The organism is Xylanibacillus composti, assembly GCF_018403685.1.
Lineage (GTDB): Bacteria > Bacillota > Bacilli > Paenibacillales > K13 > Xylanibacillus > Xylanibacillus composti.
This window is the reverse complement of sequence record NZ_BOVK01000037.1, coordinates 57,239-69,530: the sequence shown is the minus strand read 5'-3', so window position 1 is coordinate 69,530 and position 12,292 is coordinate 57,239. Positions and strand designations below refer to the sequence as shown.

General features: G+C 56.8%; 11 protein-coding genes. All 11 read left to right on the top strand.

The annotated features are described in order from the left end of the window. The first annotated feature begins 264 nt into the window (after positions 1–264). Complete coding sequence (locus XYCOK13_RS13790; RefSeq protein ID WP_213412750.1) at positions 265–1,155, top strand: nucleotidyltransferase domain-containing protein; 891 nt, start codon at positions 265–267, stop codon at positions 1,153–1,155. Between the two features lie 103 nt (positions 1,156–1,258). Continuing rightward, positions 1,259–2,116 (top strand): LysR family transcriptional regulator, encoded by an 858-nt coding sequence (locus XYCOK13_RS13785; protein WP_213412749.1) that lies wholly within the window; start codon positions 1,259–1,261, stop codon positions 2,114–2,116. Between the two features lie 248 nt (positions 2,117–2,364). Then, entirely contained in the window at positions 2,365–3,519 is a 1,155-nt protein-coding gene (locus tag XYCOK13_RS13780; protein ID WP_213412748.1) for a M24 family metallopeptidase, read from the top strand. Continuing rightward, positions 3,516–4,694: a M20 family metallopeptidase gene (locus XYCOK13_RS13775; protein WP_213412747.1), complete on the top strand. Its 1,179-nt coding sequence runs from the start codon at positions 3,516–3,518 to the stop codon at positions 4,692–4,694. Before XYCOK13_RS13780 ends, XYCOK13_RS13775 begins: the two co-directional genes overlap by 4 nt. Beyond that, entirely contained in the window at positions 4,679–6,367 is a 1,689-nt protein-coding gene (locus XYCOK13_RS13770) for an FAD-binding protein (RefSeq protein WP_213412746.1), read from the top strand. The genes XYCOK13_RS13775 and XYCOK13_RS13770 overlap by 16 nt, the downstream gene beginning before the upstream one ends. A 15-nt stretch (positions 6,368–6,382) precedes the next feature. Continuing rightward, complete coding sequence (locus XYCOK13_RS13765; protein WP_213412745.1) at positions 6,383–7,186, top strand: ABC transporter ATP-binding protein; 804 nt, start codon at positions 6,383–6,385, stop codon at positions 7,184–7,186. Positions 7,187–7,199: 13 nt separating this feature from the next. Beyond that, entirely contained in the window at positions 7,200–8,087 is an 888-nt protein-coding gene (locus tag XYCOK13_RS13760; protein WP_213412744.1) for an ABC transporter permease, read from the top strand. 45 nt (positions 8,088–8,132) lie between these two features. Next, positions 8,133–9,236, top strand: coding sequence for an ABC transporter substrate-binding protein (locus XYCOK13_RS13755; RefSeq protein WP_213412743.1), 1,104 nt, complete (start codon positions 8,133–8,135; stop codon positions 9,234–9,236). A gap of 30 nt (positions 9,237–9,266) precedes the next feature. Further along, positions 9,267–10,481 (top strand): pyridoxal phosphate-dependent aminotransferase, encoded by a 1,215-nt coding sequence (locus tag XYCOK13_RS13750; protein WP_213412742.1) that lies wholly within the window; start codon positions 9,267–9,269, stop codon positions 10,479–10,481. A gap of 25 nt (positions 10,482–10,506) precedes the next feature. Then, a complete protein-coding gene (locus XYCOK13_RS13745; RefSeq protein ID WP_213412741.1) occupies positions 10,507–11,418 on the top strand; it encodes a dihydrodipicolinate synthase family protein in 912 nt (303 codons plus the stop codon). After that, on the top strand, positions 11,411–12,289 hold the full coding sequence (locus XYCOK13_RS13740) for a dipicolinate synthase subunit DpsA (protein ID WP_213412740.1): 879 nt from the start codon (positions 11,411–11,413) through the stop codon (positions 12,287–12,289). Before XYCOK13_RS13745 ends, XYCOK13_RS13740 begins: the two co-directional genes overlap by 8 nt. The last annotated feature ends 3 nt before the right edge of the window (positions 12,290–12,292 follow it).

Sequence of the window (12,292 nt, the reverse complement as noted above, 5' to 3'; positions counted from 1 at the left end):
TTTGATGCAAGGCTAGTGGAATGGATGGACTAATACCTGGCGGAAACGGACACGAAGCCATTGAGCGGGTCGAATAAGACCAGTTACTTCCTTTATGAGCGCTCTATCTATCGCGAGCATGATAATAAGTCCACGTATTCCCGTAATCTTGAAGCAACAAGAGTCTGCTCTATAATGGAGCGGAGGAACGCTGCTGCAACTGCGTCGGATCAGTCTCGCGCAAGCTGGTAGGGACATGGTACATCGAGAAAGGAGCCAACGGCTATGCATGATTCGGAAAAGAACTCGGCCATGCCGGCTGCGATGGATCGGGAGATCCGGCGACGGATGCAAGGAATCGAGCATGAGGAGCAAGTTCGGGTGCTTTATGCTTGCGAGTCCGGCAGCCGGTCGTGGGGCTGGGCTTCGGCAGACAGTGACTATGATGTCAGGTTTATCTATGTCCATCCCCGCGATGAGTATATAACGCTCTTTCCCAAGCGTGATGTGATTGAACGGGCAATGGTATCGATTGAAGCGCAAGCTGACTGCAGCGGACGAATGGCTCCGTTGCCGACGGACCCGCCCCGACTGGGCGGGACAAGCCTGGATATCCATGGATGGGACCTGCGCAAGGCGCTGGTGCTGCTTCACAAATCGAACCCGCAGCTGATCGAATGGCTGTATTCCCCGATTGTCTATCTGGAGCAGGCCTGGGCGGTCGAGCAGATTCGCGAGCTGGCACCGTCTCTGTTCTCGCCGAAAGCTGGCGCCCATCACTATGCGCGCATGGCCAGAAGCAATTACAATAAAGTTCTGCAGGCTCCAACCATGCGGATCAAAACCTGCCTGCATGCACTTCGCTCGGCTTTGGCAGGGTTGTGGATCGTCCGCCATCAGGAGCCGCCTCCGGTGCGCATGGACGAGCTCATGAATGGATTGGATGCTTCAGACAGCCGGATCAGCGAGGCTATCCAAGCGCTGCTGACCGGCAAGAGAGCGGGAGTGGATGACGAGGTTAAGCCGAACATGGCAGTTCTTCGCTTCCTCGAAGACAGCATTGCGCAAGTAGAGCAGGCAGCGAGCGGCGTGGAATGTCGGTCAGCTCATGTAAAAGGGGACGAGCGGCAATTAGACGAGCTGTTTCGTGCAATGCTTCATGAGATGTGGAAATAACGATTGTTCTTGCTACCAGTATAGCGCAAAGGATAAGATGAATAAAATGATTGTTTATCATACACACAATGAATTTTCATCATGATAGAAGGGAGTAGTCCATATGACCTTGCTTCAGCTTCAGGTGTTCGTAGCGATTGTCGAAACACAAAGCTTTACGAGGGCAGGGGAACAGCTGGGATTGTCCCAATCGGCTGTTAGCCATTCCCTGCGCAAGCTCGAAGAAGAGTGGGGCGTCAAGCTGCTGGAAAGAAGCCGGAGTTCCATTGAGCTCACGCCTGTTGGCCAAAGGCTGTTTTACAAAGCGAAGGAAATGATTTGGTTAGGCGAGATTATGGAGCAGGAGGTAGCGAAGGAAAAAGGGTTGTTAGTCGGGACAGTACGCCTGGGCAGCTTTCCGACCGCGTCTGCAGTGTGGCTGCCGAATGTGTTTGTACGCTTTCAGGAGCTTTATCCGAACATCGAAGTGCGGCTGCTGGAGGGAGGATATGGAGAAATTCGCGCCTGGCTGCACGAAGCGAAGATTGATTTGGCGCTGCTTCCCGTGCCGGATGCGGAATTTGACGCGATCCCGCTGGTACATGATCCGTTCGTCATTGTGGTGCCGGAAGAACATCCGTTATCCCTGCGGCCCCCTGCTTCTATTCAGGAGCTTGACGGGTCGGATTTCATCATGCCGCTTGCCGGATTGGAAACCGCGATGAGGAAATGGCTCGACGATGCGGGCATACAGGTGCGCGTCGTCTTTTCCTTGCAGAATACCAGCTCCATATTGGCGATGGTGCGCAAGGGCTTGGGCATATCGGTTGTTCCCTCTTCCTCTCCGATACCTCCGGGCGTCCACGTACTTCCTCTCGACAGCGGCCTGTCCCGCACAATTGGCTTGGCGGCCCGATCGCTGCAACAAATTCCTCCCGCCGTGCAAGCAATGGTCAAGGTATTCGAGGAAAACTTCACATAAATATTACGTGAACATGACAGTTTTCGATAAAAATTAGCCAAACTAGAGTTTTCCAGGAGAATTTTTTTGATGAAATTCTCTTTTTTTGTTTTCATATGATATAATATATAACATAAGAAACGACTAATCTCGCCAATCCCACTTATTTGCGTTATGTTGGAGTTAGGTATATTGACACCTTCTCAAAAACGTGCCTATAATTGCCTCAAGTTTTACAAGCAACCATGACATCAAGGAGGCGACCGGGAATGGAAACGACCAAGAAATTGATTTTTCCCGTTGAAGAGTATCGCGGCCGATTGGCCAAGCTGCATGATTATATGCGGGAAAGCGGGGTGGATGTGTATCTCGTATTCAGTCCCGAGAATATTTTCTATCTCACAGGTCATCAGACCTTTGGCATTCAAAATTACCACTGCTGCATTGTTCCTCTGGATCGCGATCCGATCATTGTGCTCCGCTTTCTCGAAAGCTTCAACAGCCACTACTTCTCCTGGTTAACCGATATTGAGATTTATGATGACCACGAAATTCCCGCCGAAGTAACGGCAAGGACCATTCACAAGTATCACCTGCAAGAAAGCCGTATAGCGACGGACGATTCCTCTCTCTTTTTTCCGCCGAAAAATAAAGATCTGCTGCAGCAAGCGCTGGGCAAATCACTGCTCTCGGTAAGCGGGCTGGTTGAGAAATGCCGGGCTGTCAAGACACCGCGCGAGCTGGAGTTTATGCGCAAGGCGGGCAAGTATACCGACATCGGCGTTGCCGCCGCCATAGAAGGGATCTACGCCGGATTTACGGAGAATGATGCTGCCGCCGCTGCCTATGACACGATGACCAGAGCGGGGTCGGAATATTACCAGCTGCAGCCGATCATCACTTCCGGTTGGCGATCCGGCATTCCGCACACGACCTTCCAGCGCCGCACTTTCGAACCCGGCGATCCCGTTATTATCGAACTTACCGGCACGTACCATCGCTACGTGGCGCCGATTATGCGCACGGCGGTAGTAGGGCGGCCATCCGCCAAGGTGCAGCACATGTACGACGTATGCGAAGAGGCGCTGGCAGCCGTGCTGGACGGCATCCAAGCAGGCAAGACGAGCGGCGAAGTGGACATGCTGGCCCGCCGCATTATCGAGAAGGCGGGCTACTTGGACAATTGGCGCAAGCGCACCGGTTATTCTGTCGGCTGCTCCTTCCCGCCGGACTGGGGCGAAGGGCATATTGCCAGCCTGCGCTATCAGGATGATACCGTGCTGGAGGAAGGCATGGTCTTCCATATTCCAATCGCCTTCCGCGATTACGGGATAGCGGGTGTAGGCATTAGCGAAACGGTCATCGTCACGAAGGATGGCTGCGAGCAATTGGGCAGCGCGACTAGAGAGCTGGTGTCCAGATGAGCCGTCCGATTGAGCAGGTCGTTCAGGAGATATCCGCCTATGTGGACGGGATCAGGGACGAGATGCTCGCGATGCTGAAGCAGCTTGTCGAAATTGAGAGCCCGACCGAGCATCCGCAAGGTGTAGAGCAGGTAGCCGTTATATTGCAGCAAGCCCTTCAACAGATCGGCTTCGAGGCTCGGCTAGTCGAAGAACCCGGTTATGGCAGCCATGTATGGGCCGATTACGAGGTGGAGGGTGCGCCGCGCATTCTCATGATGGGGCATATGGATACCGTGTTCCCTCTGGGAACGGGCTGGGGGTTTTCCGTGGATGAGTCCAGGGCGTACGGGCCCGGTGTCATCGATATGAAGAGCGGGGATTTGACCGCCTTGTTCGCCGTCAAAGCCTTGAAAGAAACAGTTGGCCTGCCGGTATCGATCCGAATCTTCTACAACAGCGAAGAGGAGCCGGGATCTCCGGCTTCCCGCCACAGGATTCCGGAGGTGACGAAAGACGTGGATTGGGCTTTCGTCATGGAGCCATCCGAACCGGATGGACGCATGGTATCGCGGAGGAAGGGCGTCGGCATATTCAAGTTCCAGGTTACGGGCCGTTCCGCCCATGCCGGACAGGAACCGGAGAAAGGCATCAACGCCAATCTGGAACTGCTGCACCAGCTTCTCTCGGCATCCCGGTTGGCTGATGAAGAAGTCGGCACGACCATCAATCCCGGCAGGATCAGCGGCGGCACGAAGCCTTATGTGATTTCGGACCATGCCGAAGGCTGGGTGGATGTGCGGGTGAACGACAAGGAGGAGCAGCAGCGCATCGAAGAGGCGTTTAGGCGACTCGCCGACGAGCCGATTGTAACTGGAGCCCAGGTGGAGGTGAGCGGCGAGTTCCACCGTCCTCCGCTTATGGAATTAGACGGCTCTGCCATGCTCCAGGACTGTCTGAGACAGGCGGGGCGTCTGATGAATGAAGAGCTGGATTTCGGTCTAAGCGGCGCCGTATCCGATGGCAACAACATAGCCGCAGCAGGCATCCCGGTGATCGACGGGGTGGGACCGATTGGCGGCCGGCTGCACAGCCGAGACGAATATATGGAGCTGGAGTCGTACTTTGCGCGCACGAAGCTGATGGCCGTCACACTGTATTTGTTAGGGGGGAATCGCACATGGACGAACAGCTAAAGGTTGACGTTGCCATAGTAGGAGGCGGACTTGCCGCGCTGCGTGCGGCGATTGCCGCTGCGGAAGAAGGAGCCTCAGTCGCTGTCGTTGTAAAGGGCATGCTCGGGCGAAGCGGCAGCTCCGCAATGACGACCGGCGGTTTCGCCGCTGTCGTGGAGGGCTTGTCCGAGGGAGATACGCCGGAAATCCATGCGAAGGACACGTTGAAGGCAGGCGCCGGCGTGGGCGATCCCGAATTGGTCCAGCTCATCTGCGAGAAGGCAGCGGAGGAAGTGGCCGGCATGCAGCAAATTGGCGGGAAATTTTTCCGCGAGCCTAGCGGCGAGCTCTACGTGGAGCCTAGCGGCGAGCATGCATTCGCCCGCGTCCTCGTTCCGGAGAATCATATCGGCACTGACTTCACCTTGCCGATGGCCGAATATGTGAAGCGGCTCGGCATAACGGTACTGGAGCAGACGATGTGTCTGGAGGTAGTCGCGCCGGACGGGCAGGTAGAAGGGATTATCTGCAGCCAGTGGAAGGAGCAGCGGCTGCTGCAGATCACCACTCCTTCCGTCATTCTCTGTACTGGCGGCAGCGGCCATCTCTTCTCCTTCACGAGCAATCCGCGGGATGTAACGGGTGATGGATATATGCTGGCCTATGAAGCGGGCGCCGAGCTTAGAGATATGGAGTTTATACAGTTTTACCCTTGGCGCTGCATCGAGCCTTTCGACAAGGCGAGGGTCTCCGTGCAGCCCCCGACATTCGTCAAGGGCGGGCGCCTGTTCAACTCGGCCGGGGAGCGGTTCATGGAGCGCTATGATCCGCAGCGCATAGACGGGACAACGAGAGACTTGGCGGCACGCGGCATATACGATCAGATTCGGAAGGGACTGGCCGTCCGCAATGGGGTGCTGCTCGATGTGAGCGAAATGTCGGAGGAGACGTTCAAGCGCTACAATCCCAAGATGTACAAGGCGCTGCAGGCGAAGAAGCTGCAGCTCTACGATACGCAGTTCATCATCGCTCCGGAAGCCCACTACTTCATGGGGGGCGTCAGGATCGATACGTTCGGTCGAAGCACGGTCGAGGGTCTCTATGCGGCTGGAGAGACAGCGGGCGGCATCCATGGAGCCAACCGCGCCAATTCCAACGCTCTGCCGGAAATTCTCGTCATTGCTGCCCGGGCCGGGCGGCACGCCGCAGCTTATGCGCAGGAGCAGGAAAGAGGGAGCAAGCCGCTTCACAGCAAATGGCAGGCGAAGCTTCAAGGGAGCGCGCAGACGGAACCATCGACCGATTACAAAGCGTGGATGAAGAAGATGCGCGCTTGCATGGATCAGTCGCTTGGCATCATACGCAACAAGCAGGATCTCGTAACCGGCTTGCTGCAGGCGGCGCAATGGCGGGAACAGCTGCTTGCAGCCGGCCCGGCCGATCCGCAGTCGGTTCGCGAATGGTTCGAGCTGGCTGCTCTGTGCCAGGTGGGCGAGATGAGCCTGACCGCCGCATTGGCCCGGACAGAAAGCCGCGGCGCCCATTATCGCGAGGACTTCAATGAGCGCAGCCCGGAATGGGAAGGCGTGCATATCGTGGTCAAGCGGGCGGCCCATGGCACGGACTTGTCCCTGCGCCACAATCGCAAGCTGGAGCCAGCCGGCAAGTCGAGCAAGAAGGTCGTTAATTCCTGACAGGGAGGTGTTCGCATGAGTGAGACGTATTCCATCCAAGTGCAGAATGTGTCCAAAATTTTTACCACGCAAAAGAAGGGCCGAATCGAGGGGTTCATGGCTTTGCAGAATGTATCGCTGCAAATCCGAAAAGGCGAGTTCATCAGTCTGGTGGGTCCAAGCGGCTGCGGCAAGTCCACAGTGCTGAACCATGCAGCAGGCCTGAGTCTTCCGTCAGAAGGAAGAATTCTGGTGAATGGCCAGCAGGTCAAGGCTTTATCGGTAGGCATCGGCTACGTCACGCAGGAGGACAACCTGTTCCCTTGGCGGACGATGATCGATAACGTCACCTACGGCCTGGAGCTGCGCGGCATGAATGCCAAGCAGCGGCGGGAGAAGGTGGCCCCGCTGATCGAGAAGGTCGGGCTCAAGGGGTTCGAGGGACATTATCCGCATCAGCTGTCCGGCGGCATGCGCAAGCGGGCTTCGATTATCCGCACGCTTGTGCTGGACCCTGAGATTATCTTGATGGACGAGCCCTTCGGCCCGCTTGATGCGCAGACCCGCACCCTGCTCCAGCAGGAGCTGCTGGATCTGTGGGAAGGGACGGGGAAGACGGTTGTGTTCGTCACGCACGACCTGATAGAGAGCATCGCCTTGTCTGACCGCGTGGCCGTCTTTACGAAGGCGCCCGGCAGAATTAAGTCGATCTACGACATTCCGTTCCCGCGCCCGCGCGATGTGTTCAATATTCATCACATTGACGGGTTCAATGACTTGCACGATCAAATATGGAGCGACATTCGCGGAGAGCTGGCGGAAACCAAACAAGAAGCATAAGGAGGTAGACGCGATGGAAACGGGCAAAGCTGCAGTGATGGCGAGCGCCGCCCCGGCAGCTTCCCCGCCTGCACCGGATGGGGAGCTGAAGGCGCGAATTGAAAGCGAGACAAGAAGGAAGCTGAGAAGGAAACAGCTGGAGACCAATCTGGGACGCATCGTGCTCATGGTCGCGTTTCTGGCAATATGGGAGATCGGCTCGGGCCGGTTCCTGGATGAATTTTTCGTTAGCAGTCCGACCAAGATCATTCAGTCCATTTACTACAATTTCGCAGAGAAAGAGCTGCTGTGGCATGTTCAGATTACGGTGCTGGAGACCCTTGCGGGCTACGTGTTCGGCGCATTGGCGGCTGTGGCGCTGGCATTGCTCATCGGGTTGTCAGACCGCTATTACCGCATGTTGGAGCCATTCGTCATCGCCTTCAACGGCATTCCCCGGATCGCGATTGCGCCGCTCTTCATAATGTGGTTCGGCATCGGGCTGACGCCTAAGATTGTCATTGCGGCATTGATGGTATTCTTCATCGTCTTCATGAATACAATCGCCGGCATTCGGTCCGTGAATACCAATTTTGTGAATATCAGCATGCTCATGGGGGCGAGTCGGCTGCAGGTCATACAGAAGGTCGTGCTTCCGTCCGCCATGCAGCATATTCTGACATCCTTGAAAATCGTCGTACCGATGGCGATGACGGGCGCGATTGTCGGAGAGTTCATCTCCTCCCAACGCGGACTCGGCTTCTTCATCAGCCGCTCGACGGCGATGATGGACATCACGAGCGCCTTCGCTGGCATTATTGTGCTGATGGTCGTCCTGCTGCTTATGAATGCGGGCGTAGACTATCTGGAGAGAAAATTTGCGCGAGGTCAGTCCCGCGAGCATTCCGCTTCCGGCATGTAACCGCGGTTGATTCATACACCAAATAGACACAAGGGAGACGATACCATGCTGACAAGAAAAAAAGTTTCCGTAGCGCTCGTTCTTATTCTCGCCATGCTGGCCGCAGCGGCCTGCGGATCATCAGGCGGAAGTCCGTCGCCTGGGACGTCGGCTTCAGGCAATGATCCATCTGGAGAAGGCGCCCAGGAGGTTGCCGCCGAGCCGGACAAAGTCCGATTTGCCTATTTTCCGGCCTTCCACACGATGGTTGTCTTTGTCGCAGAGCAGGGCGGATTTTTTGAAAAGCAAAATATCGAGGTGGACATGATCTACACGGATCGCGGTTCCCTGCAAACCCAGATGCTGATCGCCAATGAGACAGATATCGCTACAGGCGATCTGACTTCCATAGCGGTAGCCAATTCGCAGAATCGCAATCTCCTGCATATCTTCCCTACTTCGCAGCACATGAGCATGAATTTTGTAGCAAGCAACGAGTCGCTCGAACGTCTCGGCGTGGGCAAGGATGATCCGCTGGAGGCCAAGCTGGAAGCACTCGGCAAGATGAGGATCGGCATTACCGGACCGAACGCGCCGACAGACATTTATACGCGCTTCCTTCTGGATCAAGGCGGATATGACCCGAAAGATGTGGAAATTATCGCGCTCAGCAACGCCGGCAACTTGATGGCCGCATTGAAATCCGGCCAGATTGACGGGTTCATGCTGACGCCGCCTTCTCCAAATCAGCCGGAGCTGGAAGGCTACGGTACGGTGCTGATCAAGTCCTCCGCCGGAGAAGTGCCGGAGCTGGCGAACTATCCTTACCAAGGCATCACGGTCAGAAAAGCGTGGGCGGAAGCGAATCCGGAGGTAGCCTCCCGCTTTGTCAAGGCGCTGCTGGAAGCATCTGAATTCATCAAGAATCAGCCGGAGGAAGCTACCGTGCATCTGAAAGCATACTTTGAGGAAATGGCCGACGAATCGATTGAAGCCGGCATGGCGGACATGATTCCGGCGCTGCCGACAGACGGGCTGATGACCGAGGATTTCGTCCAGCATTATCTGGAATTGAACAAGGAGCTTGGCATTCTCGAGCTGGAAGAGCTGCCGTCTTCGGCTGACGGAGAGCTGTGGACGAACGATTACGTCCTGCAAGCGGCGGAATAACCATACAAATAGAACGCAGGTGATGGGGAAATGAGTCAGGCAACGAAAAGCCTGGCTGCCTGGATTGACCGTGTGACGCCCTCGGCGACCGCACAGCTGGAGCAGCAGGTAGAAGCTATGCTGGCCGAGGGGGAAACTTTGCTATTGCTAGGTTTGGGGGAGCCGGACTTCTCCGCTCCCTCGCATGTGAAACAGGCGGCTATAGGAGCGATTGAACACAATTTTTCCAAGTACACGGCAACGGGCGGGATCATGCCGTTAAAGCGGGCGATTGCGCAGAAGCTGAGGGAAAGCACCCGCGTTGTCTATGAACCGGACGAGGTGATGGCGACGGTCGGAGGCAAGCACGCTCTATTTAATGCCGTTAATGTTTTATGCTGTGAAGGAGATCAAGTCATCATCCCGATGCCTTACTGGGTTTCCTTTCCGGAACAAGTGAAGTTCGCTGGCGGCGAGCCGATCATGGTGCAGACTGACGCGGCGACCGGCTACAAGCTGACCGCCGAGCAGCTGGAGTCGCTAGTTACCGCGAGGACGAAAGCGGTCATCCTGAACAGCCCGAACAATCCGTCCGGCGCGGTGTACAGCGCTGCCGAGCTGAGCAGGCTCGCAGATGTATGCAAGCGGCACGACTTGTGGGTGATTAGCGATGAGGTTTATGCCGAGTTCCAGTTTACGCCGGAAGGGCACTGCAGCATAGCGGCAGTGGAGGGCATGAAGGAGAGGACGATTGTCATTCACTCGCTGTCCAAGGGATACGGCATGACAGGATGGCGGCTCGGTATGGCAGCCGGCCCGAGCCGCATCATTGGCGCTATGACGGTGCTGCAGTCGCATACGACGAGCAATCCGTCAACGATGGTGCAGCAGGCGGCTGTCGCTGCGCTAACCGGACCGCAGGACAGCATCCATGCCGTGCAAGCAGACTATCGCAACCGGCGGGAGGCTGTAGTGGAAGGGGTTCGGCAGCTGCCGGGCATCAGCTGTGAACAGCCCGACGGCGCTTTCTATGTTTGGGCAGACATCGGCGCATGGATAGGGAAGCAGCTCGGAGGCCGCCGCATTGCCGGAGCGGACGAATTTTGCGCCGCTGTTCTGGAGGACTGCCGAATCGTGCTCATGCCCGGTTCCGCCTTCGGCAGCTCCCGTCATGTGCGCATCTCGTTCTCCGCTTCGCCGGCAGCTATTGAGGAAGGCTTGACGCGTCTGAAGGACTGGCTGACGCGCCATGTACAGCATCGTTGAGTACATCAGAATGGGAGGACATACCATGGAGCTACAAGCTTTGCAAGCCGCGATGAAGGGCATTTACGTCTTGGCGATTACCCCGATGCGGGAAGACGGCAGTCTCGATCTGGATGCGCTTCGCAGCAATATAGAGACCTATCTGGAGGCTGGCGTTCACGGGGTTGTCGTCGGCGGAACGTTCGCCGAATATCCGAGCATGAGCATGGAGGAGAGAGCGGCCTTGTTCGCGGCAGCGGCAGAGGCGGTTGGCGGCAAAGTGCCGCTCATCTGCTGCACGGCGGCGAGCGGTACGCCGGAGGCGATTGCGCTGACGAAGGCAGCCAAGGCGGCCGGCGCGGACGGTGCCATGATTACGCCGCCCTATGTGGCGGAGGTTGGCCATGCGGATATTAAGCGCCACTTCGAATCGATTATCGAAGCAGTACCTTTTCCAATTATGATTTACAACAGCACAAGCATCGGGCTGAACTTGTCGCCGGAGCAGTTGGCCGAATTGGCTGAGCTGGACTATGTGATCGGAGTCAAGCAGGCCAACACGGATCTGCATGTGCAGGCGAAGACGATGGCGCTGGCAGGAGACAAGATGTCCATCCTGAACGGATCGGACGGTGTCATTCTGGGCGCGCTCGCACTGGGCATGCACGGCTGCACGTCTACATTGGCCAATCTGATTCCGGGCGATTATGTGAGCCTGTACAAGCTGGTGGAGCGGGGAGAGCTGGCAGCGGCGCGCAAGCTGTACTACAGCTGGCAGCCAATCCGCGATTTTTGCAAGAAGCACGGGCAGCCGGCCGCCATCAAGACGGCGATGGAGGTTGCCGGTCTGAAGGCAGGCGCGGTCCGCGTGCCATTCCGCTCGCTCGGCTCCGAAGCGGTCGAGGAGTTCAAAGTCATCTGGGAAACATACAGGAAGGAGAACGAGGTCCATGTATAAATTCGAGGGAACAAAAGTCGCTGTATTGGGCGGGGACAAGCGTGAATTGGAGATTGCCCGCAATTTTCTGGAACTGGGCGCCGCAGTAGCCACTTATGGCGTGGTCGAGCATCCGGACTATGTGGAGCTGATGACCTCCAGTCTGTTGGAGGCGGTGCGGGATGCGGATATCGTCATTGCTCCGGTGCCGGGGATTGCGGCGGGCGACGTGCTGTATGCGCCGGCCGCGCCGGAGGAGTTGGTCATGACCGAAGAAGCGATGGCTGCGATCAAGCCGCAGGGCTGCTTCTTCAGCGGTACTGCCACGCCAACGATTCGAGAGAAGGGGAAGTCGCGGGACATTCGCTTCTTCGACCTGAAGGATGACGATTACCTTCAGGTAATGCACGCCATTCCGACTGCAGAAGGGGCGATCTCCGTCACTGTGCAGGAAACAGATCATACGATCCACGGCTCCACCGCGCTTGTTGTTGGCTACGGACGCATCGCTACTCTGCTTGCGAAAAATCTGCGCGGCATGGGCGCGAAGGTGACCGTTGCCGCCCGGCGTCCGGAGGTCAAGGTGCGGGCTTATGCAGACGGGCACGATGTGTGCGGGACAAGCAAGGAGGAGCTGAAGCAGGCTGCGGCTCAAGCGGTGTTGCTGTATAATACTGTACCATCGATGATGCTGGACAGCGATGTGCTGGACAGCGTGCGCAAGGATGCGCTGGTGATGGACTTGGCCTCTCCTCCCGGAGGGATCGATCACGACGCCGGCAAGGCTCAAGGGCTGCACGTCGTATGGGCGCGCGGCCAGGCGGGGAAGGCGCCGATTCACTCGGGGTATGCCCAGTTCCTGAGCATCCGCAATCTGCTGGATCAGCTGTAAGGA